General features: G+C 37.4%; 22 protein-coding genes and 1 pseudogene. 10 read left to right on the top strand and 13 right to left on the bottom strand.

What is annotated here, in order from left to right; translation table 11 throughout:
• Positions 1-68 precede the first annotated feature (68 nt).
• On the bottom strand, positions 69-2,309 hold the full coding sequence (clpA, locus tag BS34_RS0105015; protein ID WP_029407449.1) for an ATP-dependent Clp protease ATP-binding subunit ClpA: 2,241 nt from the start codon (positions 2,307-2,309) through the stop codon (positions 69-71).
• Between the two features lie 18 nt (positions 2,310-2,327).
• A complete protein-coding gene (gene clpS, locus BS34_RS0105010) occupies positions 2,328-2,645 on the bottom strand; it encodes an ATP-dependent Clp protease adapter ClpS (protein ID WP_029407448.1) in 318 nt (105 codons plus the stop codon).
• A gap of 504 nt (positions 2,646-3,149) precedes the next feature.
• On the opposite strand from clpS, the gene BS34_RS0105005 reads away from it, so the two are divergent.
• A complete protein-coding gene (locus BS34_RS0105005) occupies positions 3,150-3,725 on the top strand; it encodes a PhnA domain-containing protein (RefSeq protein ID WP_029407447.1) in 576 nt (191 codons plus the stop codon).
• A 116-nt stretch (positions 3,726-3,841) separates the two neighbouring features.
• On the opposite strand, the gene BS34_RS12220 is transcribed toward BS34_RS0105005, so the two are convergent.
• Positions 3,842-4,009 (bottom strand): DUF2986 domain-containing protein, encoded by a 168-nt coding sequence (locus BS34_RS12220; protein ID WP_084151623.1) that lies wholly within the window; start codon positions 4,007-4,009, stop codon positions 3,842-3,844.
• 111 nt (positions 4,010-4,120) lie between these two features.
• Here BS34_RS12220 and BS34_RS0104995 point away from each other — a divergent pair, with 111 nt between their 5' ends.
• Both BS34_RS0104995 and BS34_RS0104990 read left to right on the top strand, forming a co-directional pair.
• Complete coding sequence (locus BS34_RS0104995) at positions 4,121-4,837, top strand: YebC/PmpR family DNA-binding transcriptional regulator (RefSeq protein ID WP_029407446.1); 717 nt, start codon at positions 4,121-4,123, stop codon at positions 4,835-4,837.
• 108 nt (positions 4,838-4,945) lie between these two features.
• A complete protein-coding gene (locus BS34_RS0104990; protein ID WP_051640688.1) occupies positions 4,946-5,902 on the top strand; it encodes a sensor domain-containing diguanylate cyclase in 957 nt (318 codons plus the stop codon).
• Between the two features lie 87 nt (positions 5,903-5,989).
• On the opposite strand, the gene BS34_RS12215 is transcribed toward BS34_RS0104990, so the two are convergent.
• Entirely contained in the window at positions 5,990-6,451 is a 462-nt protein-coding gene (locus BS34_RS12215; RefSeq protein ID WP_233993143.1) for a YaeQ family protein, read from the bottom strand.
• Between the two features lie 219 nt (positions 6,452-6,670).
• On the opposite strand from BS34_RS12215, the gene BS34_RS0104980 reads away from it, so the two are divergent.
• From BS34_RS0104980 to BS34_RS0104970, 3 genes are all read left to right on the top strand, one after another.
• Positions 6,671-7,216 carry a cytochrome P460 family protein gene (locus tag BS34_RS0104980; protein WP_029407444.1) on the top strand — a complete coding sequence of 182 codons (546 nt, stop codon included), beginning with the start codon at positions 6,671-6,673 and terminating at the stop codon, positions 7,214-7,216.
• A gap of 102 nt (positions 7,217-7,318) precedes the next feature.
• Entirely contained in the window at positions 7,319-8,035 is a 717-nt protein-coding gene (locus BS34_RS0104975; RefSeq protein WP_029407443.1) for a response regulator transcription factor, read from the top strand.
• Positions 8,032-9,477, top strand: a complete 1,446-nt coding sequence (locus tag BS34_RS0104970; RefSeq protein ID WP_029407442.1) for a sensor histidine kinase — start codon at positions 8,032-8,034, stop codon at positions 9,475-9,477. The genes BS34_RS0104975 and BS34_RS0104970 overlap by 4 nt, the downstream gene beginning before the upstream one ends.
• A 252-nt stretch (positions 9,478-9,729) precedes the next feature.
• Here BS34_RS0104970 and mnmH read toward each other — a convergent pair whose 3' ends face one another.
• From mnmH to BS34_RS13220, 6 genes and pseudogenes are all read right to left on the bottom strand, one after another.
• On the bottom strand, positions 9,730-10,848 hold the full coding sequence (mnmH, locus tag BS34_RS0104965) for a tRNA 2-selenouridine(34) synthase MnmH (protein WP_029407441.1): 1,119 nt from the start codon (positions 10,846-10,848) through the stop codon (positions 9,730-9,732).
• Complete coding sequence (gene selD / locus BS34_RS0104960; protein WP_029407440.1) at positions 10,848-11,927, bottom strand: selenide, water dikinase SelD; 1,080 nt, start codon at positions 11,925-11,927, stop codon at positions 10,848-10,850. The genes mnmH and selD overlap by 1 nt, the downstream gene beginning before the upstream one ends.
• A 172-nt stretch (positions 11,928-12,099) precedes the next feature.
• Positions 12,100-12,900: a ribonuclease H family protein gene (locus tag BS34_RS0104955; RefSeq protein WP_029407439.1), complete on the bottom strand. Its 801-nt coding sequence runs from the start codon at positions 12,898-12,900 to the stop codon at positions 12,100-12,102.
• A 283-nt stretch (positions 12,901-13,183) separates the two neighbouring features.
• The gene (locus tag BS34_RS0104950) at positions 13,184-13,612 is read right to left on the bottom strand and encodes a hypothetical protein (protein WP_029407438.1); all 429 of its coding nucleotides are present in this window, start codon (positions 13,610-13,612) and stop codon (positions 13,184-13,186) included.
• A 23-nt stretch (positions 13,613-13,635) separates the two neighbouring features.
• On the bottom strand, positions 13,636-14,499 hold the full coding sequence (locus BS34_RS0104945) for a PA4780 family RIO1-like protein kinase (RefSeq protein WP_029407437.1): 864 nt from the start codon (positions 14,497-14,499) through the stop codon (positions 13,636-13,638).
• A 118-nt stretch (positions 14,500-14,617) separates the two neighbouring features.
• A pseudogene (locus BS34_RS13220) lies at positions 14,618-15,877 on the bottom strand (NAD(P)/FAD-dependent oxidoreductase).
• Positions 15,878-16,395: 518 nt separating this feature from the next.
• Between BS34_RS13220 and fdxA the strand changes: the two are divergent.
• Entirely contained in the window at positions 16,396-16,725 is a 330-nt protein-coding gene (fdxA, locus tag BS34_RS0104935) for a ferredoxin FdxA (RefSeq protein ID WP_029407436.1), read from the top strand.
• A 116-nt stretch (positions 16,726-16,841) separates the two neighbouring features.
• Here fdxA and BS34_RS0104930 read toward each other — a convergent pair whose 3' ends face one another.
• The 3 genes from BS34_RS0104930 to BS34_RS0104920 form a co-directional block, all read right to left on the bottom strand.
• Positions 16,842-17,198, bottom strand: coding sequence for a hypothetical protein (locus BS34_RS0104930; RefSeq protein WP_029407435.1), 357 nt, complete (start codon positions 17,196-17,198; stop codon positions 16,842-16,844).
• 141 nt (positions 17,199-17,339) lie between these two features.
• Positions 17,340-17,768 carry a putative iron-sulfur cluster-binding metallochaperone gene (locus BS34_RS12555; protein ID WP_029407434.1) on the bottom strand — a complete coding sequence of 143 codons (429 nt, stop codon included), beginning with the start codon at positions 17,766-17,768 and terminating at the stop codon, positions 17,340-17,342.
• A 461-nt stretch (positions 17,769-18,229) separates the two neighbouring features.
• On the bottom strand, positions 18,230-20,449 hold the full coding sequence (locus BS34_RS0104920; protein WP_029407433.1) for an NADP-dependent isocitrate dehydrogenase: 2,220 nt from the start codon (positions 20,447-20,449) through the stop codon (positions 18,230-18,232).
• Between the two features lie 191 nt (positions 20,450-20,640).
• On the opposite strand from BS34_RS0104920, the gene BS34_RS0104915 reads away from it, so the two are divergent.
• The 3 genes from BS34_RS0104915 (at position 20,641) to hflD (ending at position 23,398) form a co-directional block, all read left to right on the top strand.
• Positions 20,641-21,213, top strand: a complete 573-nt coding sequence (locus BS34_RS0104915; protein WP_029407432.1) for an rRNA large subunit pseudouridine synthase E — start codon at positions 20,641-20,643, stop codon at positions 21,211-21,213.
• Between the two features lie 352 nt (positions 21,214-21,565).
• Entirely contained in the window at positions 21,566-22,693 is a 1,128-nt protein-coding gene (gene mnmA / locus BS34_RS0104910) for a tRNA 2-thiouridine(34) synthase MnmA (RefSeq protein WP_029407431.1), read from the top strand.
• Between the two features lie 39 nt (positions 22,694-22,732).
• A complete protein-coding gene (gene hflD, locus BS34_RS0104905; RefSeq protein ID WP_029407430.1) occupies positions 22,733-23,398 on the top strand; it encodes a high frequency lysogenization protein HflD in 666 nt (221 codons plus the stop codon).
• Positions 23,399-23,422: the final 24 nt, after the last annotated feature.

Here is a 23,422-nt window from a genome sequence, read left to right as displayed (position 1 = left end):
GCTATCTATATTTTGTAAGCACAGGGCAGAACCTAGAAATGATTCATTTAGGAAATATTAATAACAGGTTAATCTTCAACCTTTTCAAAGGTTAATGCATCTTCTTTACAGTCAACAAACACTTCACCGCCCTGCTGCAACTCTCCAAACAATAACTTTTCAGCTAAAGGCTGTTTTACTTTCTCTTGAATCAAACGTTCCATTGGTCGTGCACCCATTAGAGGGTCATAGCCTTTTTTGGCTAACCATGCTCTTGCTGCATCACTAATTTTTAGACTGACTTTTTTATCTGCCAAAGCATTCTCTAGGGCATAAATAAACTTGTTAACAACCGATTCCATTGATTCTTCAGACAATCGATTAAACTGAATAATGCCGTCTAAACGGTTTCTAAATTCGGGGGTAAACACTTTTTTGAGTTCGGCATCAAAGTCCATTGTGTGGTCTTGAGTGGTAAAGCCCATACTACTGCGTGCCATTTGTTCTGCCCCCACGTTTGAGGTCATGATTAACGTGATATTTCTAAAGTCGGCTTTACGGCCATTGTTATCGGTTAGGGTTCCGTGGTCCATTACCTGTAATAACAAGTTAAAGACATCTGGATGCGCCTTTTCAATTTCATCCAGTAAAACCACTGAATGAGGGTTTTTAGCGACGGCTTCGGTTAATAAGCCGCCTTGGTCATAACCGACATAGCCTGGAGGTGCACCAATCAAACGAGAAACGGTATGGCGCTCCATGTACTCTGACATATCAAAGCGCAGCATCTCCACTCCCATATGATTAGCTAACTGCTGACTTAATTCTGTTTTACCCACACCTGTAGGCCCTGCAAATAAGAAAGATGCCGTGGGTTTATTTGGATTATTTAAACCTGAACGAGCTAAATGAACCGCAGAGGTTAGCTTTTCAACTGCATGATTTTGTCCAAACACAACCCGTTTTAGATTGGCTTCTAAATCAAACAATTTGTCTTTTTCTTTTTGAGTAATTTGCGACACTGGAATACGTGCAATACTTGCTACAACTTGTTGAACCTCGTGCACACCAATTTGTTTTTTACGCTTACTAGCTACCGCTAAAACTTGTTTAGCGCCAGCTTCATCTATCACATCAATCGCTTTATCTGGCAAATGACGATCGGTTAAATAGCGTGCCGACAGTGCAACCGCTTCTTTTAATGCTGGCAGAGTATATTTAACATTATGATGCGCTTCATACTTTGGTTTTAAACCTTTTAGAATCTCAAAACTCTCTTGATGCGTGGGTTCTTTTACATCGACTTTTTGAAAACGACGAGCCAAGGCACGATCTTTTTCAAATACACCACGAAACTCTTCATAGGTGGTGGCGCCTACACATCGTAAACGCCCTGAAGAAAGAGAGGGCTTCATTAAATTAGATGCATCCATTGCGCCACCCTGCACTGCTCCAGCACCAATGACGGTATGAATTTCATCAATAAATAAAATAGCATGTTCTTCTGATTCTAAGGCTTTTAATAAAGCTTTAAAACGCTTTTCAAAGTCGCCTCGGTAGCGCGTACCAGCTAACAAGGCACCCATATCCAGACTATAAACAACCGCATCAGCTAAAGACTCTGGTACTTTTTCATGCACAATTTGATAGGCTAAACCTTCTGCAACCGCAGTTTTACCTACGCCGGGTTCACCGACTAATAAGGGGTTATTTTTGCGACGTCGGCTTAATACTTCTAATGTACGATTTAATTCCCACTCTCTTCCAATAATAGGGTCAACTTTACCGTCAACGACAGCTTGATTTAAATTACTGGTAAAACTTTCAAGAGGTGATTTTTTAGCTTCGCCATCCGACTCTAATTGAGCTTCATCTTCATTGGTTGCCGGTAAATAGTCATCACTTTCACTGGCCGTAACGCCATGCGATAAAAAGCTCAGTACATCAACACGTTCTACACCGTTACTTTCTAATAAAAACACGGCTTGAGAATCTTGTTCTGCATATAAGGAGGCTAATACATGAACGGCCGTTACTTCTGGATAGCCGTTAGATTGCACCAAATAAATGGCGCGCTCAATGACACGCTGAAAACTCATTGTTGGCTGCAACTCATCAGGTTTACGCGAAACCATTTCAGATTCTAAAAATTTCTCTAAACCTTCTTCAATCGTAATCACATCTGCACCGCAAGCATTAATCACTTCTTGCACCGCTGGCACACCAATAAGCTCTAACAATAAATGCTCTAAGGTAACAAATTCATGCTCATACTCATGCGCCACACTAAATGCATTGCTTAGAGTCATTTGTAATTCTTTACTTAACATATTTTTTTGACCCTTTGCTTAAGCAACTTCTAATTGACACATTAATGGATGTTTGTGCTGACGAGAAAAGCTATTTACTTGCTGAACTTTCATCTCAGCCACTTCTCTACTATAAACACCACAAACCCCTTTCCCATCGTGATGAACGGCTAACATAACGGCATTGGCTTTTAGCTCATCTAAACCAAAAAAACGTTGTAAAACCTCAACAACAAAATCCATTGGTGTGTAGTCATCATTCATTAATACTACTTGATATTTTTTAGGTGGTTTTACTTTAGGTTTAGCATGTTCTAACAGTAAATTACCGTCATCTTGCTCTGGTGAATAAGGCATTTAATCTCTTTCTTTTTATTTTAGAGACCTTTTTAAGGGTCTCTTTTACAGATCGTAATATTTGTACAGAATATAATAAATTAACTCTTACAAGTTTTTATGCTGACAATATTTAAATTTTAAAGCAAAAACAATTCCTGTGAGAAGGAAAACATATTTAATCTATCTTGCCGTAATCCATTCATATATCAGCCTATGCGTCTTTCTCTTAACGTCTTTAGATAGATAAGGGCTTATTTAACTAAATTCAACACTGACTACTCAACTCATACTTGTTTTCTATTTTTAAATCATTCTAATTTTAATACCATTAAAGTTAAGCAACATAATTAAATCAACATCAAAGCCAATTTTTAATCATAAGTTACCAGGCCTGGTGCTTTAAGTAACCCGATTATTTCCTTAAAACCAAAGGCAGTATTTAGTAGTCTTTTAATGACTTTTAGTGACTTTTAAGGCATAATACGCGCCCATATTAAATATTTTAACGTAAAGGAACTCCAAATGAGCGTAGAACAAGCCTTAATCGCACGCAGCGGTAACAAATGTGAACTTTGTGGTGCAGAACATGATTTATCTGTATTTGAAGTTACACCTAGTGACGGTTCTGAAGAACAATCCGTATTAATTTGTGGTACTTGTAAATCTCAAATGGAAGATCCTAGCACTTTAGATGCTAATCACTGGCGTTGTTTAAATGACAGCATGTGGTCGCCAACATTAGCGGTTCAAGTTTTATCTTATCGCATGCTTCATGCTCTTAGAGCTGAAGGCTGGCCACAAGATTTACTAGACATGATGTACCTTGAAGACGATGCTAAGGCCTGGGCTGATGCGGGTCTTGCTGAAGAAGACGATGATGATGATACCTTACCAACTAAAGATAGTAACGGCACCGTTCTTAATGAAGGTGATGATGTTACTTTAATTAAAGATTTAGATGTTAAAGGCACTAACTTTACCGCTAAACGTGGAACGCTAGTTAAAAATATTCATTTAACAGATAACCCTCTTCACATAGAAGGTAGAGTCAATGGTACACAACTGGTATTAGTTGCCGCCTTTATGAAAAAAGCTTAACTAAACCCTAGTCTAGTCTACCGACTCATTGACTTGAGTCACGTTGAAACAGTAAAGCCGTATTTATTCATTAACTTGGATAAATACGGCTTTTTTTGTATGGGTACTTTTAGGTTTTAAGCTTCATTCTCATTTTGAGGGTTTTCTATTTCCTCTTTTGAATCATTCATAGATTCACGATCGGCTTTCGCAATATAAGGCTCTTTATTTTTTGGAAAACGTTTTGCCTTAGCCTTTTTTAACTTTTTTTCAAACTTTTGGCGTATCTTTTTTTGTCTATTCATTATAAAACCCATTAAATTGATTTAATTAGGGTGATTTTAGAGCAAAACCTCCTAAAAAATGATGGAATTGTGTAAAATTTACGCTTCGTATATTTTAATGGAGCATTAATAATGGGAAGAGCCTACCAAAACCGCAAAGAATCAATGGCCAAAACCTCAGATCAAAAAGCAAAGGTTTACAGTAAATACAGCCGTGAAATCTATGTGTGTGCCAAATCTGGTGGTGTGGAAACTGAAGGAAACTTAGCCCTTCAAGGACTAATTGACAGAGCTAAAAAAGATCAAGTTCCTGCTCACGTTATTGATAAAGCCATTGATAAAGCCAAAGGCGGTGGTGGTGAGGATTTCTCTCCAGCCCGTTATGAAGGTTATGGTCCGGGTAGCACAATGGTCATTGTTGAGTGTTTAACCGATAATCCTAACCGTACTTTTGGTGATGTGCGCCACTGCTTTACAAAAGCAAACTGTAAAATTGGTACACAAGGCAGTGTTGCACATATGTTTGATCACTCGGCAATATTGGTATTTGCTGGCGATGACGAAGAAGCCGTTTTAGAAGCCTTATTAATGGCCGATGTTGATGTCAATGATATTGAAGCTGAAGATGGAAAAATCAGTGTATTTGCTCCACATACAGAATATGCAAAAGCTAAAAATGCCCTTAAAGAAGCTTTCCCTGAAATTAAATTTGAAGTAGATGAAATTCAATTCTTACCGCAAATGAGTAAAACAATTGAAGGTGAAGACTTAGAAATGTTTGAAAAATTCATTGGGCTTTTAGATGATTTAGATGATGTGCAAAATGTCTATTATGACGCTGAATTTTAATTTTTTTACCTTCTTTTATGCTTTTCCAAACCCAACTAAATAGCTTATTTTTTCATGTAAGTCACTTGTATTTTAATAAAACGACACAAACAGTGTAAAACAATTAATATGTTAAGTAACAGTCATATAGATGGAAAAAAACTTATTGGAGAACTTGAATCTTTATTGAATGAGATTCACCGTTATTCCGATACAATTAATCAGTACGTTATTACATCGTCCACTGATTTAGATGGCACTATCACAAGCGTGAGTCAGGCATTCTGCCAAGTTTCAGGCTACAGTAAAGAAGAACTTATTGGGCAAAACCACAATATTGTTCGACATCCTGAGACCCCTCCTGAACTCTATCGAGAATTATGGCAAACCCTTCAAGCGGGTAACACCTGGCAAGGTGAAATCCAAAACTTGTCTAAAAGTGGCGAAAGCTATTGGGTTACCGCCAATATTGAACCACTTAAAAATGAATGTGGCGAAATAACCGGTTACATTGCCATTAGACAAAATATTACCGACCATAAGTACATTGAAAGCCTAACCATTACTGATGAGCTGACAGGAGCTCATAATAGGCGTTATTACAATCAAATATTACAGCCTGAAATTGATCGCGCTAAACGAGACGATGTTTTTCTTTGTTTCTTAATGATTGATGCCGATAATTTCAAAAAATATAACGATACCTATGGTCACCAATCCGGTGACGAAGTACTTAAAACCATTGTCTCTACTGCCCAATCAATATTTAAACGCGCAGGCGATTATGTTTTTAGATTAGGTGGTGAAGAATTTGCGGTGTTATTTAGAACTGAGAACCCTGAAAAAGCGGCTTTAATCAGTGAACACGCTAGACAGGCAATCTATGATTGCAATATTGAGCATTCAGGAAACTCGCCATTTTATAGAATTACTATATCATTGGGGTTAATGATTTTAGATCCTACTGAAACCTACATTGTTGAAGAAATTTATAAATACGCTGATGAAGCTCTTTATAAAGCCAAAGAAAATGGTCGTAACCGTATTGAAATACATAAAACAGATAATGAAATAGAGTTATTTTAAGTTCATTCTGACAACGTAATATTTTGTAAAACCTGCCAACTCACTTCACACTCACCTCTTTCAGTAGCAATATATGCTGCCCCGTCACTAACCGTAACTGAAAGCTCTGGTTCTATCTACCAGGCCTGCTAGAGTTTGGATTTGTTCATTATCAAACCGATAAAAACTCACCTCTAACTGACTAAATTTATCTTTGCCTTGTTGCCACCAGACCTCTGACTTAGTGTTAAAACTATAAACTTTAACTTCTCTAGCTAAATTTTGAGCCTTCTTTAATCTATCAAATGCAGGTTCACCAATATCAATCCATAACATTAGCTGATCATCTAACGTCTTAACCCAAATATCGGGTTCTTCAATGGCACTTAATCCCTTTGTAAAATCTAAAAACTCTTGTGCATTTAAACAATAAGCTAAAAATCTAGCCATCATTCTTTCTACGTTTTCAGAAGGATGCATGGCAATGGTTAAATTGAGTGTGTCGTAAACATTTCTATCCATATCTGACAATGCAGTACGAAACTTATAAATAGTTGGTTTTAAAGCCATGTGCTAATCCCGTTAAAAACGTTGAATATAATAAAAGTGAAGGAATTATAATAGCCTTAAAGCACTGAGTTATTCTTAAAAATTCTATGTTCTTATCACTTTATAGACTTCTATTTTTAAATTAACAATACGTTGTTAACTTTTTGTGAGGACTTTTATGCTCAGTATTTTCATAATGTGTCTGAAACTTACATAAGGAACGTTACATAAGGAATGATTATGAACACTCAAATATTTAAATTAAAAAATCTAGTTAAAAGTACTTTTTTATTAACGGCTTTTACATCTTTTTCTGCTTTTGCGGTTGATATGCCAAAACCAACAGCCAATGGCATCGATTTTCCCGCTGGCTATCAAGACTGGTCAATTGTGTCTATGACACATCGTGAAGACAACAAAACCATTCGTTCTGTAATAGGCAACCCTATGGCTATTCAGGCAATTAAAGACGGTAAAACAAACCCTTGGCCTAATGGCGCTATTTTAGGCAAGTTGGTTTGGAAAGACGCTAAAGATAAACATTGGCCAACAGCAACCATTCCAGGTAAATTTGTTCATGCTGAATTTATGTTTAAAGACACCAATAAATGGGCACAAACTGGGGGCTGGGGTTGGGCTCGTTGGGTTGGGTTAGAACAAGTTCCTTTTGGTAACACGGCCAAAGCGGCTCAAGATTCTTGCATTGCTTGCCATACCCCCGTTAAAAATCAAGACTGGGTTTTTCATAAACCAGCCATGCTACCTCCTCGTATAGAAAAGAATTAATGAACAAGAAAACGTATCTAATTTATAAATGAATCTAATATAACAACCAACGTTATATTAAACTTCTTCAAAGTTATTTTTAATATTAGGTACGTTAATTTTATGAAAGGTAGTTTTCACGCCCTTATTCTTGAAGATGATACTGACATCGCTCAGCTCATCGCCTTGCAAGTTAAATCATTGGATGGCAGTAGCTACTTGGCTACCGACATTCAATCTGCAACAACCTATTCAACATCTCATGCTAAAGACTTATTTATACTTGATTTATCGTTACCTGATGGCGATGGATTAACCTTTTGCAAGGCTATAAGAGAACAAGATCAAACCACACCAATATTAATTATTAGCGCACGTTCTAATGAAAGAGATCGAGTAATGGGTCTAGAATTAGGTGCTGATGACTATTTAAGTAAACCGTTTGGTTTAGCCGAGTTAAAAGCCAGAATTAAAGCGCTATTAAGACGCTCTCAAACAGCTGAAACAGTTAAAACCACTGAAGAAACTATTACCCTAGGTAAATTAACGATAACGCCTAAAAAGCACCGTGTATGCCTTGATAATAAAGTCATTACTTTAACGGTTAAAGAATTTGAACTACTGACATTATTTGCCTTAAACCCAAACCAAGTGTTTAGTCGTAATGATTTATTAAATACTATTTGGGGTGTGGATTATATCGGTTATGAACATACCGTTAACTCGCATTTAAATCGTTTAAGAAAAAAAATAGAGGTGGATGCTAATGCACCTAAAATTATTGAAACTATTTGGGGAATTGGCTACAAATTAAACAGCCAATCATTACAAACTATATGACGCAACTTTTTAAATCTAAACTCATCAAACAATACACGCTATATTTTGCCCTTATTTTTACCTTAATGAGCGCGATGTACTTTGCCATTAGCATGAATATTTCAAACTATTATTTGGAACAGGTACAAACTAAATTACACATTAATATTGCGACAACCATTATTGAAGATTTTAAAATTATTGAAAAACAAAAGCTCGTTTCAGGTGCTATAAAAACAGCTTTTAACCGTTATATGTTACTTAACCCACACTTAGAACTCTATTTACTAGACGCAAAAGGAAATATTGTTGATTTTTCTGCCGATCCAAAAAAAATCAAACTGCAAAAAGTTCATTTACAACCTATTCATTATTTCTTAAACCATCAACCTTTAAAAACCTTTCCAATGGGCGATGACCCTAGATTCTTAGACGAAAAAAACCCATTTTCTGTTGCGCAATTGCCTAATGGTGGTTTTTTATATGTCATTATTCAAAGCCAAATCGAAAAAGAAGCAAACAGGCAATTACAGGAAAGCATTTTACTTAAAGTCAGTACTCTTGCTTTTGTGGTTAGTGCAATTATGGGCTTTATTTTAGGCGGCCTATTAATTTTTCATTTGACCAAAAGAATTAACCAACTCTCTTACGGCGTAACCCGTTTTTCAGAAAACCGAAAAAACACCATACAATCACCCAAAAAAATTAGTGATGAATTAGATCAATTACACTCAGATATTGTGACCATGTCTACTGAATTAACTCGGCAAATGGAACAGCTTAATCGTATATATCAAAAGCGACGTTTTATGATTTCTAGCCTATCCCATGACCTAAGAACACCGTTAACCAATTTATTAGGTTACATCGAACAAAGCATGCAAGTGTATGAGGATAACAACCTAAACATTGCTTATCAAAATGGTCTAAAACTTAAACATTACTTAAATCAAATATTTGAGTTTTCAAAACTAGAACTTCCGCAAAACACGCTTTATAAACAAGAGCTTTCGATTAATGAGTTTTGTAATGATATTTATATAGAGTATCAAAATAATAATCCATCTAGAAATTTCACCTTAAATTTTGATGGTTTATTTATTTATACATTTGATGCTAACCAACTAGAACGAGCCATAAGTAACCTACTAGACAATGCCATAAAATACGGTACGGACGATATAGATTTAGCCTGCAAAAAAACAGAAAATTGGTTAGAAATATCTGTGTGTGATACAGGAGATCAAGCTCTTATAAAGCAAGACTTACAGCACGATTTTTTATTACAACCTAACAATATATTTAATATTAAGATTCAAGATAAGCCATCACAAAACAAACAACCAAATTACTCCGGATTAGGCTTATCTATTGTGTATTCTATTATTGAAAAGCATCATGGGCAATTTGTGTATAGACGCAGAGAAAACAAAAACTGTTTTGTGATTCGCTTGCCGTTATAACTTTTAGAGACCTTTGCACGAGTGGAGCGCGAAAGAAAAATGTGGTAAAAGTTGTCTTATTTAGCCAAAAACCCTAACCAATCGCTAGCTATTGGCAAGTTGTCGCCCAACGGAAGTGCCCTTGGGGTACAACAACAATCAGGCGGTTTTTAACCATATTTATTCCTGCAGCCGTCTCTTGCAAAGATTTCTTTTAATTAAAAATTATTGAGAACCCCAAATAACTAACGCCTATATTTGGCCTGTTAATAATTAAGCATCTAGGTTATTTAGATAATCAACCACTTCTGAAATACTGCCTTTAAAAATAACCGACTTGTTATTTTTTTGCATTTGATAGTCGTACATTGGGTCGTAGTATTCGACTAATAACGTTTTTATCCAGGCCTGGTGTTCTTCAATTGTGTTTTGATTTAACTGAGTTTTCATAGCAAAATCAAATTGACTCATGACTCTTTGATAACGTTCGCCACCTAAACGTTTTTGAATGCGTTGCATAGCGCCACGCATAAAATCTTCCCACTCAGCAATATTGTTATATTCCGCTTGTGCCTCAATCACGTATTCATCCAAAGTAATTGCAACACGTTCCTCTATTGAAGTATCAACCACCACTCTTGAACCACTTTTTAAAAATTCGAACAGTTCTTTAGATAAGTTTACCGAACCAATGTTGCGTCCTTCATCCTCAATAACTAAATGTTTCGGTTGAGTTTCCATAAAACGGATCAAATCCATTGCTAGATTGTTTTCAAAATTGATTTGAGTCGGTTGTGGTGTGGCATGTCGACCAAAGGCTGAACCACGGTGATGAGCTAAACCTTCTAAATCAATAGCATTGTTTAATTGATGAATCACCAAGGTTTTGCCTGACCCGGTTCTTCCAGCTAAAACAACAGGTTCAATCCCTGCTTTTTCAAACTCTGATGGTACTGAATCTATGAAATCAATTAAATAACGTCTAAAGGCTTTATAACCGCCTTTTAATCGCACTATTTCACGCCCAGCATCTTGCAACCATTGTTGCGAAATTTTAGAACGCATACCGCCTCTAAAACAATAAAGTAATGCGGTTGGATTGGCATCCATAAACTCAATCCAGGACTCTACTCTGGGTTCACGGGTTTGCTGATTAACTAACTGATGCCCCAACGCTACAGCGGCAGCATTACCATTTTGTTTATAACAAAGCCCTACTTTTTGGCGTTCATCATCATTCATTAAGGGCAAATTAGTCGAAGAGATAAACGCACCTTGAACATATTCAACGGGTGCACGCACATCAATTAATGGCGTTTGATTTAGCACGATTGATTTAAAGTCATCCGTCTGCGGTAAATCATCAGTAAATTCAGTAATCTGAACGGTCATTAAATAACCTCAACCACATGAGACTGAGAGTCTGATGCAACGGTCTTTCCAATAGGTTGTAAATCTAAGCCATGTTGAGCAGCAACCGCTTTAAATTCAGCAACCGCCTCTTTACGAACGGCAGCCAATAGACCTCCGGATGTTTGCGGGTCACATAAAATCATTTTTTTCGTTTCACTCAACTCACCTTCAACAGGTGAGACTTTATGACCATAACTGGCATAGTTACGCCCTGTTCCGCCTGGTGTACAACCTTGCTCTAAATAGTTTAAAACATTTGGCAAAATCGGCACTTTATTAAACTCAACTTGTGCGGCAATTCCACTCCCCTCACAAATTTCAATTAAGTGACCTAAAATACCAAAACCCGTTACATCTGTTAAAGCGGTAACCCCTTCGATTTTGGCAAAATCAGACCCAGGTTTATTCAAAGTGGTCATGGCTTCAATTGCCATTTTCATGTGTTCTGGTTGAATTTTTTTCTGTTTTTGAGCAGTGGTTAAAATACCAATACCCACAGGTTTAGTTAAAAACAATTCGCAATCTGCTTCTGCTGATGCATTCTTTTTAAGGTGTGTATTTTCAACAATTCCGGTTACCGCTAGTCCAAAAATAGGTTCTGGAGCATCAATAGAGTGCCCGCCAGCTAATGGAATACCTGCGGCTTCACAGGTTGCACGACCACCTTCAATCACTTGTTGCCCTACTTCAGCAGGCAAGATATCAATCGGCCAGCCAAAAATAGCAATCGCCATAAGTGGTTTACCACCCATAGCGTAAATATCACTAATGGCATTGGTTGCGGCAATTTGTCCAAAGGTAAACGGGTCATCAACAATCGGCATAAAAAAGTCAGTGGTGCTTAAAACAGATGTACCATTGCCCAAATCATAAGCCGCAGCATCATCTTTTGTGCTATTACCGACCAATAAATTAGGGTTAGGAACAATATTCATAGAAGTTTTTAAAATACTGTCTAAAACCATTGGCGAAATTTTACAGCCACAACCTGCACCATGACTGTATTCAGTCAATTTAATGGTTTGTGAAGCTGAATCATTATTGGTTGTGTTTTGCATGTAAATTGTCCTAATTTTGGATGGGTTTTATGATTTTACCAGGCCTTTATAATCACTTCGGGGTGCGGTAAATATTTAATTCTGTGTTTTTAAACTGATTCTAAATTAATATACTAATGAGAAAAACTGACCAAATCGGTTTAATTTTCTTAACCCATTTTTCATCAATCAATTAACCATGTTGCATTTTTAAAATATCCGCCACATTAATAGGGCCAGGATAACGTGCAAACTCAGTTTCTTTCTCATTAATCGCTACCATGGTCATTCTGTCAGCAAGTTCATTGCCTTCTACCCCAACGTGACCATTTACGTGCAGTATTTGAATGTTATCTTTTAAGGTTTGATGCAAAGCAAACATCGCTTTAATCACTTCTAAATTTTTGATCTCACCGCCCGCTTTTTTCCAGCCTTTCTTTTGCCAACCTATTGCCCATTGAGTAACACATTGAATGGAATACTTTGAATCGCATAAAATGGCAACTGAATGCCCGAGTTCAACCTCTGTTTTTGCCATGATTAACGCTTGATGTAAAGCATTTAACTCTGCGGTATTATTTGTTCCCATTGGATTGTAAAGCCCATACCAAAGTTCAGCAATTTTGTTATTGCGATACACCGCCATACCAGAACCTGCTTGGCCAGGGTTAGGTTCACAACCGCCATCGGTAAACATTTTAACATCCAAGCTCATGGCATTAATTTCAGTAGCGGTGTAGGTTTTAATACCATTTGTAGCGGGTTTCTTTTTAATTGGAGTTTGCGCTCTTGACGTAGACTTTGATCCTGAGGCGGCAGAACTTGAGGCTCCATAAGAACCTTTACCGCCAAAAGCTTGCTCTGCCTCTGCCTTAGTTGGAAACGACTTATATTTTGCCCCTGCAAACTTATCTACTTGGGCTTTACAGCTATTCCAATCAGTGTAAATTCCAGGCTGTCTACCCTGCCATACTACATAAAACTTTTTTGCCATTTATTGATTACCTGATATTTTATTTAAGACCTAACTTTATTTAAGACCTATCTTTATTTAAGACCTATCTTTATTTAAGACCTAAGTAAATTAGGACCTTATTTAATTTAAGACCTTTGCACGATTTGGGGATGTAAGAAAAAGGTAAAAGAATTCTTTAGGTTTCGTCTAATAAAACCACAAGATAGCGAGCTATTAAGCGTTTTTTTCTGAAGAAAGAGAATAACAAACTTTTAAACCATTCATCGACTATTGCAAAAATCTCTATTTATAACGCTTCTTTCTAACGTCTCTCTCTTTCTAACTTTTCTTGCATTAATTTAACGCCAAAAAAAGACCACGCAATAACCAAATGAATGCCGCTTATTGATGCTAACACTATTGCTGTCGTTTGTTGGTGATCAAATGGGTCAAGGTAAAGAACCGAAATACTGCTGATGACACCAATGATATAAACTAGAGGGTAAGAGATAAATAAAAACTGAAGAAGCTTAACATCAAAGCCTCCACGACCAGAATCATTGCCCATCACCCCAGCAATGAGCATCGGTCCGGATAAAAACACCATAACAATGCCAAAAAAAACATTTATTCCCGTTACCAAAGCAAAACTGCTCAGTACTTCAAATGTAAAAAAGCCAATTAGCCCTAGTACAAAAATCCAAATCCATTTTCTTATAAATAAAAACACTGTTTGTAAAATATTATTCAAACTAACTTCCTATGATTCTTCATCTATACTTCTGCATCGCCTAAGCTCTCTTTTATTCGTTCTTGGCGTTTTTGTTCCTCTTCTAAAGCCGCCTTAATCTCTTCCATAACAGAATCAACATCTGCATTTTTTTCAACTTCTGAAAATTGTCCGGTAAGTTCGGTGTCGGCATTTAACTCAGCGGCTTCAAACAGTGCCCACATCTCTTTGGCATAATTTGTTTGTAACAACTCTGGCGCATATTGAGAATAATAACGGGTCATATTATCAACATCTCGAGTCAACATACGCTTGGCATTGTTATTGGCCGCCGCATTCACCGCTTGTGGTAAGTCAATAATCACCGGGCCATAATCATCCACCAATACATTAAATTCAGATAAATCACCGTGAATTAAACCTACTGATAACATCAACATCACATAATGCATAATTTCAGCATGATCTTCTATTGCCTGCTCTTTTGACATGGAGACATCATTTAAACGAGGAGCTACATCACCGTCTTCGTCAGTAATCAATTCCATTAACAGAACACCATCAAAACAACCATAAGGTTCTGGCACACGAACGCCAGCGGCCGCTAATTTATATAACGCATCAACCTCAGCATTTTGCCAAATATCTTCTTGTTGCTGACGCCCAAATTTTGAACCCTTTTGCATGGCTCTGGCACGTCGACTGTTTTTGACTTTACGGCCTTCTTGATATTCCACCGCTTTTTTAAAACTGCGTTTACTGGCTTCTTTATAGACTTTGGCACAACGAATTTCATTGCCACAACGCACCATAAAAACGTCAGCTTCTTTACCACTCATCAAGCGGCGAATCACTTCATCAACTAGTCCGTCTTCAATTAGGGGGAGAATTCTTTTAGGTGTTTTCATAGCAGGGATTTTATAGGTTTTGGTTATTCAAATTACGGTACACATAATACACCGGCATGCCTTTAAGGTGTAAAATTGTTTCATTGAACACAGTCTAGCGATTGATTCTTGATTGTGATTATTGATGTTCTTCATTGATTGCTAATGCCATTGCTTCTGCAATACGAATTCCATCAATGGCTGCCGACATAATTCCACCCGCATATCCCGCTCCTTCACCTGCTGGGTAAAGCCCTTTTGTATTGACACTCTGGTAATCGGCATTACGTTTAATAGATACGGGTGAAGAAGTTCGCGTTTCTACACCGGTTAACATGGCATCTTTTAAAGCAAAACCGCGAATTTTACGGTTGAAAGCGGGAATCGCTTCTTGGATGGCTTCTCGACAGTAATCGGGGAGAATCTTTGTCATATCAGTCAGTTTCACTCCCGGTTTATAAGACGGCTCTACCTTGCCTAAATTGTTAGAAGAGTTATCGGCTAAATAATCACCAACCAACTGCGCAGGAGCATCGTAAGTTTCGCCACCCAACACATAAGCTGCACTTTCTAATTGACGTTGCAGCTCAATACCTGCCAACGGGCTATCACTTGGTTAATCACTTGGGTCTATGCCAACAACAATGGCGCTATTAGCGTTGCGCTCATTACGTGAATATTGACTCATTCCATTAGTCACTACTCTATTCTCTTCAGAAGTTGCGGCAACGACCGTACCACCGGGGCACATGCAAAAGCTATACACTGAGCGTCCATTTTTACAATGATGTACCAATTTGTAATCAGCTGCACCTAAAATGGGATTACCTGCATTTTTACCAAACAAAACTTCATCAATTGCCGATTGGTTATGTTCGATACGAAACCCAATTGAAAAAGATTTCGCTTCAACATGAACGCCTTTTTTATATAACATTTCAAAAGTATCACGTGCACTATGGCCGGTAGCTAAAGCAATATGCTTTGATTTAATCCGTTGGCCATCGGCCAAAGTTAACCCAGTGATTTGACCATCTTCAATATGCAAATCATCTACTCGCGAGTTAAAACGAATTTCACCACCTAATTCGATGATTTTTGCACGCATTTTTTCAACCATACCAACCAATTTAAAGGTACCAATATGCGGTTTACTTACATACAAAATTTCTTCTGGCGCACCCGCATCAACAAAATCATTTAATACTTTACGGCCATAATGTTTTTTATCGTTAACTTGAGTCCACAACTTACCATCTGAAAAAGTTCCCGCGCCACCTTCACCAAATTGCACATTAGATTCCGTATTTAAAGTTCTATTACGCCAAAAACCAAAGGTATCTTTAGTCCGTTCACGTACCTCTTTACCACGATCCAGAATAATCGGTTTATATCCCATTTCAGCCAAAACTAAACCAACAAAAATTCCGCAAGGTCCAAAACCAACCACCACTGGACGTTCTGCTAAATTTTCTGGTGCCTGAGCGACATATTTATAACTCATATCTGGGGTTAATCTGACATTTTGATTATCCAAATGCTTTTCCAAAAGCGCTTCTTGATTGGCAACATTGACATCAATGGTAAACAACAAGGTAATTTTGTTTTTACTTCTGGCATCAAAACCTCGCCTAAAGACCGTAAAATCAATCAAATGTTTCTGATTAATTTCAAGAGCAGATAAGACCGCTTCTTCAAGCTGAGCTTCATTATGATCTAAAGGAAGTTTGACATTGGTGATTCTAATCATGGGATATCCAAAAAAATTATAGCGACTAAGACCTTATTTAAAGCCTATATAAGGTTGCAATCTATCGCTTTATCCGTAGTATACTTTCGGGAAGAATAGGCAGGTTCATTTAGAATTTTAAACGAGAAATTTTAACAGAAACTCACGCATAAAGGCTAAGAAAGCATATGGCATTTGTAGTTACCGAAAATTGTATTCAATGCAAATACACCGACTGTGTTGCAGTTTGTCCAGTCGATGCCTTTCATGAAGGGCCAAACTTTTTAGCCATTAACCCTGAAGTGTGTATTGATTGTGACCTATGTTCACCTGAATGCCCTGCTGAAGCTATCTTTCAAGAAGATGCTTTACCAAAAGGAATGGAACATTATCGACAACTAAATATCGATCTTGCTTCTATTTGGCCAGTGATTACCGAAGTCATTCCTGCCCCAAAAGATGCCGACCAATGGGATGGCGTTCCTAATAAAGAAGCGAATTTAATTATTGAATCTTAAGCCCCTTCTCTCAAAAAACAACCTACCAGGCCTGGTAGAATTAATGCGTTAAAACATTTACTTAAATTAAAAGAGACCTTTGAAAGAAATCAGAACCATACATAGCTTATTCCTGATTATTCATGATTTTTAACACCCTTAACCTGACTTTCTAGCCTATCTATAATTGCCAAATAACGTTTTTCATTTGAAATCATTACAAATCCATATAAAACGAAGATTGTCACAACTAAAAATAAAAACAAAACAACCACAGGTAACATCATCACAGACATTGACAAGGTTGATTGGCTTATTGCGTTTTGATTTATTGCTTCTGCAACAAATAAAGGATTTACTAAATAAGGTGTTTTAATCACCAGCCATGCAAGTAACGCAAAAATAATCACTAACATTGCAATGGCTACCGGGTTCCATAAAGAAATTAAACGAGTTCTTTTATTCAGAAATTTATGATCATTTTCATACTGCATACAAAATCAACCTTAGATAAAAAATGGGCTACTCTTTACTTATTCAAGCACAGCATCTTAATGTTTAGCCCTTTCTAGTATTAAATGTTTTTTAATTAATTGAAATCAGAGTAAAGTTATTTTTAAAACACACCTGCTGTACTATTTATTGTTCTTGAATTCAGACAAGCAGCATTTTCCAGATGGATTTTTTGTTTTACATGCACATTGTTTTTTCTTAGTTTCATTTAATACAAATTCACGGGTAAGAGGATTATTTATTGCATCTGATTTTGTAATTCCAAAACAATAGCATATTAATGCATTTTCTGATTTATCTTTTAAACCAATAGGCGTTCTAACAGATGAACTTTCGATAATCGAATTATCCTGACCAAAATATACAACAAGACAATCAGGATCAGAGCAAAAGTAATACCCTTGATCTTTTTCTTGCCATGACCAGGGTTCTTTAATGTGATGTTTTATCGTTGTAGGAGACACTAGCCCGAATTGTTTACCATTAACAGGGCATAGATGTTTTTTAGGATAGGTTTTTATTTCACACGATTTTGAACAACAATTTGACATATATATCTCACTAAACATTACGTTCTAACTAGAACCAGGTTTTCTAAATAAGCACGTAAAACCAATTTATAGCGGCTTAAAAAATACGATAAACATAATTTAGTATGAGACCTTTGCACGAGATAGGTGCGAAAGAAAAATGAGGAAAAATTTACCTGATTGCGGCGGAAAACGTAGGGAATAGCTAGCTATTCGCAAGTTTTTCAACAAAAATCGGGTAAATTTTAACCATTTTTACTCGTGCATATTCTCGTACAAAGGTCTCAGTATATACAATTCTTTCTTAAAAAAAGCTAAAAATATCGACTCTATATTAATTTTTGCCAGGCATTTATAGTTCCTTTTGGCTTTTGTAAGAACATTTTTCGTACAAATTTTAAGCATAAAAAACCCGCACGAATTAACATTTTTTTGGTAATTTTTGCGGGTTTTATAGTTAAAACTAAATGCGTAATTAAGGTTTAGATAGCATCAATAATTGCATTTAAAGTCGCACTTGGTCGCATTGCTGTTTCTATGGTTTTTGGTTGGTAATAACCTCCCAGATCAACAGATGTACCTTGTACTTCATTTAGCTCGCTGACAATAGTTGCTTCATTTGCCGTTAAGGCTTCTGCAACTGGAGTAAAGCGTGCTTTTAAATCGGCATCGTCATTTTGTGCAGCCAGCTCTTGTGCCCAATACATGGCTAAGTAGAAGTGACTCCCACGGTTGTCGATTTCACCGACTTTTCGTGATGGTGATTTGTCGTTATCTAAAAATTGTCCCGTCGCTTTATCTAACGCATTAGCTAGTACTTGCGCTTTTGGGTTGTTATAGTTGTTAGCTAGGTGTTCAAGCGATACGGCTAATGCTAAAAACTCACCCAATGAATCCCAACGTAAATGGTTTTCGTTAATTAGCTGTTGTACATGTTTAGGCGCTGAACCTCCTGCACCGGTTTCAAATAATCCACCACCATTCATTAGTGGAACAATAGACAACATTTTGGCTGACGTACCTAGCTCCAAAATTGGGAATAAATCGGTTAAATAGTCACGGAGTACGTTACCGGTAACCGAAATCACATCTTTACCTTCTTTTACATGACGAAGCGTAAAACGAGTGGCTTCAGCAGGATCCATAATATGAATTTCTAGACCGGTTGTATCGTGAATCGCTAAATACTGGTTTACTTTTTCAATGATTTGATGGTCATGAGCACGTTCGCTATCTAACCAGAAAACCGCTGGATTTCCCGTTGCACGTGCACGGTTAACCGCTAATTTCACCCAGTCTTGAATAGGAGCATCTTTAGCCTGACACATACGGAAGATATCACCCTCTTCAACAGGCTGTTCTAATAAGTTATTGCCATTAGCATCAACGGCGCGAATAACCCCTTTACCGGTTGCTTGGAAAGTTTTGTCATGTGAACCATATTCTTCTGCTTTTTGAGCCATTAACCCTACGTTTGGTACAGAACCCATTGTAGTTGGATCAAATGCTCCGTGTTGTTTGCAAAAATTAATCGTTTCTTCATACACTGTTGCGTAACAACGGTCTGGAATAACGGCCATTGTGTCCTGCTGTTTACCGTCTTTGTTCCACATTTGGCCGGACGTACGAATCATTGCTGGCATAGATGCATCAACAATAACGTCGGAAGGAACTTGAAGGTTGGTTATACCTTTATCGGAATCGACCATGGCAATATCTGGCCCGGCGTCAATAGCCGCGGCGATATCTGCTTCAATCTCAGCTTGTTTATCCGCAGGTAAAGTAGCGATTTTATTGTAAACATCGCCTAATCCGTTGTTTACATTTACACCAATTTCAGCAAAAGTTTTTGCGTGTTTTGCAAAAACGTCTTCAAAATATACCGCTACCGCATTACCAAAAATAATGGGGTCAGAGACTTTCATCATAGTAGCTTTAAGATGAATTGAGAATAGAATACCTTCTTCTTTAGCCTTGGCTTTTGCTTCTTTTAAAAAGGCTCTTAAAGCCGATTGACTCATAACGGCGGCATCTAACACCTCACCCTTTTTTAACGGTGCTGCTGATTTAAGCTCAGTTACTGAACCATCTTGTGCGACAAACTCAATTTTAAATGTTGTTTCATCGGCTACAGTAATTGATTTTTCTGAACCATAAAAATCGCCATCTGACATATAAGCAACATGCGTTTTAGATTCCGCTGACCAAGCACCCATTGAATGTGGATTTTTACGTGCGTAATTTTTTACCGCTAATGGTGCACGACGGTCAGAGTTACCTTCACGTAACACGGGGTTTACGGCAGAACCCAATACTTTGGCGTAAGAGGCTTTAATGGCTTTTTCGTCGTCATTTTGAGGTTCAGCGGGGTAATTTGGAACCGCATAACCATGTGCTTGTAGCTCAGCAATTGCAGCAACAAGCTGAGGAACCGATGCTGAAATATTTGGTAATTTAATAATATTGGTTTCTGGCTTAGTGGTCATTTCACCAAGCTCAGCTAAGGTATCTCCAATACGCTGCTCTTCTTTTAAGTAAGAAGGAAAGTTAGCAATAATTCGAGCGGCTAATGATATATCTCGTGTCTCAACAGCAACGTCTGCCGCACCAGTAAAGGCTTTTACTATTGGTAAAAATGAGTAAGTCGCTAAAACTGGAGCTTCATCGGTTAAGGTATAAATAATCTTGGATTTTTCTGACATACAATTTCCCATAGTTTACTTGGACTCGTCGTTGAGTACGATAATATTAGAATAGAGCTTTGAACAAGTTCGATGAACCTGCAAAAGTCTTAAAAAGTGTTAAAATTTCCACTATTTTATCATCTGCTCCGCTTAATAAAAGCAATTAAAAAAGCAATTAACCCATAATTAACAAAGTAAGCACCCCATTTATGTCAGATCTACTGCTTTTTAACAAACCGTTTAATGTACTTTGCCAATTTACGGACAAACCTGAGTTTAAAGAACAGCGTGAAACCTTGGCTAACTATATTAATCAACCAGGGTTTTATGCCGCAGGACGATTAGACCGTGACTCTGAAGGACTCTTGCTGCTGACTAATGATGGTAAATTACAGCAACAAATAGCTAACCCAAAAACTAAACAACCTAAAACGTATTTGGTGCAGGTAGAAGGTGAGATTACCAAACAAGCCATTAAACAACTTGAGCAAGGTGTTAACTTAAAAGATGGTTTAACCAGGCCTGCTAAATCTCGTAAAGTCTCAGAACCCAAATGGCTTTGGGAAAGAAACCCTCCTGTTAGAGAACGTAAAAACATTCCGACCAGTTGGCTTGAATTAACGATTACCGAAGGCAAAAATCGTCAAGTAAGAAGAATGACTGCTACAGTGGGTTTTCCAACTTTACGTTTGATACGCATTCAAATTGGTCAGTGGAAATTAGGTAACCTTGCTTTAGGTGAATCAACACTTTTAAAGAATCAGTCTATATGCGACCTTTAGCCAACAAAGACCTATTATGCTAGTCGCAGAAATTGTGACTCTCTGCTAAACTAACAGGATTGAAAAACATCAATCTTACCCTCATTAATCACATACGTTAATTTAAAAGAGACCTTTGCACGAGAGTATGCACGAATAAAAATGGTTAAAATTCACCCGATTTTTGTTGTACCCCAAGGGCACTTACGTTGGGCGACAACTTGCGAATAGCTAGCTATTCCCTGCGTTTTCCGCCGCAATCAGGCAAATTTTTCCTCATTTTTCTTTCGCACCTATCTCGTGCAAAGGTCTCTAAAACGCTTAAAACTGTACCAAACACATAAACACATAAAAATTTAGGTAATAAAACAGCATGAATTCAACTCAAGACAACTCCAAAACAAAAGTAATTGTTGGCCTTTCTGGAGGTGTCGATTCGTCGGTTGCTGCTTTGTTATTGAAACAACAAGGTTATGACGTTGAAGGTCTGTTTATGAAGAACTGGGAAGGCGATGATACTGAGGACTATTGCCCCGCTGCGGAAGATTTAAAAGACGCTATGGCTGTGGCTGAAAAGTTAGATATCCCAGTACACATTGAAAACTTTTCAGGTGAATATTGGGATAACGTTTTTGAACACTTTTTAGCGGAATACAAATCAGGCCGTACTCCTAATCCTGATATTCTATGTAATAAAGAGGTTAAATTTAAAGCTTTTTTACAACACGCTATGTCTTTAGGTGCAGACTTTATTGCAACAGGACATTACACCCGTGTATCTCGTGATGAAAATGGCCAATGCCACCTTTTAAAAGGATTAGATGACAATAAAGACCAAAGTTATTTTTTATACACTTTGCAACAACATCAACTACAAAAATCAATGTTTCCAGTCGGTGAGTTAGAAAAACCCGAGGTTCGTAAACTTGCTGAAGAAGCTGGGTTTATCACTCATGACAAAAAAGACAGCACCGGAATTTGTTTTATTGGTGAGCGTAAATTTAAAGACTTTTTACAGCAATTTATACCTGCTCAACCAGGTGATATTATTGATGACCAAGGCAATGTAATTGGTAAACATGATGGTTTGATGTATCACACCTTAGGCCAAAGAAAAGGCTTAGGTATTGGAGGTGGTCATGGAACAGGCAATAATCCTTGGTATGCCGCTGATAAAGATTTAAAAAATAATGTCTTGGTTGCCGTTCAAGGAAAGCAACACCCGTTATTACAACATCAATATTTGGTTGCGGATACTTTAGACTGGGTTTCTGGTGAATGCCCTGCTCTTAACTCGCCATTAAAAGCTAAGATACGCTACCGACAGGCCGAACAACCTTGTCAGATTATTGAACATAAAAATGACAAAATAGTGGTGAAATTTAATGAGCCACAAACCGCTATAGCACCCGGTCAGTCGGTCGTATTTTATATTGAAGATGATTGTTTAGGCGGTGGTATTATTGAACAACGTTTACACTCATTAGATGAGCGTATTTAGTCAACTACTTAGTCCACGACTTAACTTAATGAGAACATAATGAGTCAATATACACAACAAGACCGAACGATTGCCCTAGTGGGTATTTACCAATGTTCGCAATTAGTCTATGAACTTGCAACAACAGGTAAAGCAGATGAACTCGCTTACAAAACTTGTATTAACTCGTTATTTGTAGACAGCCCTGAAGACACCATCGGTGTGTTTGGAGGTAACGTAGAGAATCTCCAACTGGGTGTCAACACGTTATTAGCGCAAATGAGTTCAGATCAGGCGATTCAAAATCGTAATATAGAAATTACACGTTATGTGTTGAACCTAATGATTTTGGCCAAAAAACTAAAAGAATTAGAATCTCCACTAAACTCTATATTTGGTATTTTAGAAACCGCAAAAATGCAAACTGAGCAATTTGGTGAACTACATGAGAATGTGATTGCTACCCTAGCAAGGGCTTACTCTGAAAATGTGAGTCCCGTGACTCCAAAAATTATGGTTAATGGCCAACACGGTCATCTCCAAAACTCTAGAACAGCGAATAAAATTCGTGCCTTACTATTGGCTGGTATTCGCTCCGCTCTGCTTTGGTATCAAGTAGAAGGTTCTCGTTGGGGATTGATTTGGTCTCGTAAAAAATACTTACAATCCGCCCAAGCATTGCATCGTCCCAACAACAATGATGTAGAAAATCATTTTGATTCTTAGTTTTAAGAGAGCTAATAACTAATG

The sequence above is a fragment of the Thiomicrorhabdus sp. Milos-T2 genome (assembly GCF_000702325.1).
Lineage (GTDB): Bacteria > Pseudomonadota > Gammaproteobacteria > Thiomicrospirales > Thiomicrospiraceae > Thiomicrorhabdus.
Note: the sequence above shows the minus strand (reverse complement) of the source record. Positions and strands in the feature narration are given on the sequence as shown.